General features: G+C 50.0%; 1 rRNA gene. It reads right to left on the reverse strand.

Annotated features, from left to right (window positions below):
• Window positions 1-212 (reverse strand): 16S ribosomal RNA (locus tag NE609_RS17490); the annotation flags it as partial.

A 212-nucleotide genomic window follows, 5' to 3' on the forward strand; every position in this document is an offset into this window, starting at 1 on the left:
CGTCATCCCCACCTTCCTCCGTTTTGTCAACTGCAGTCTCATTATAGTGCTCTTGCGTAGCAACTAATAATAAGGGATGCGCTCGATGCGGGACTTAACCCAACATCTCACGACACGAGCTGACGACAACCATGCACAACCTGTCTGGATGCCCCGAAGGGCTTACCATATCTCTATGGTATGCATCCGATCTCAAGACCTGCTAAGGTTCT

It is taken from the genome of Anaerotruncus sp. DFI.9.16 (genome assembly GCF_024461615.1).
Lineage (GTDB): Bacteria > Bacillota > Clostridia > Oscillospirales > Ruminococcaceae > Anaerotruncus > Anaerotruncus massiliensis.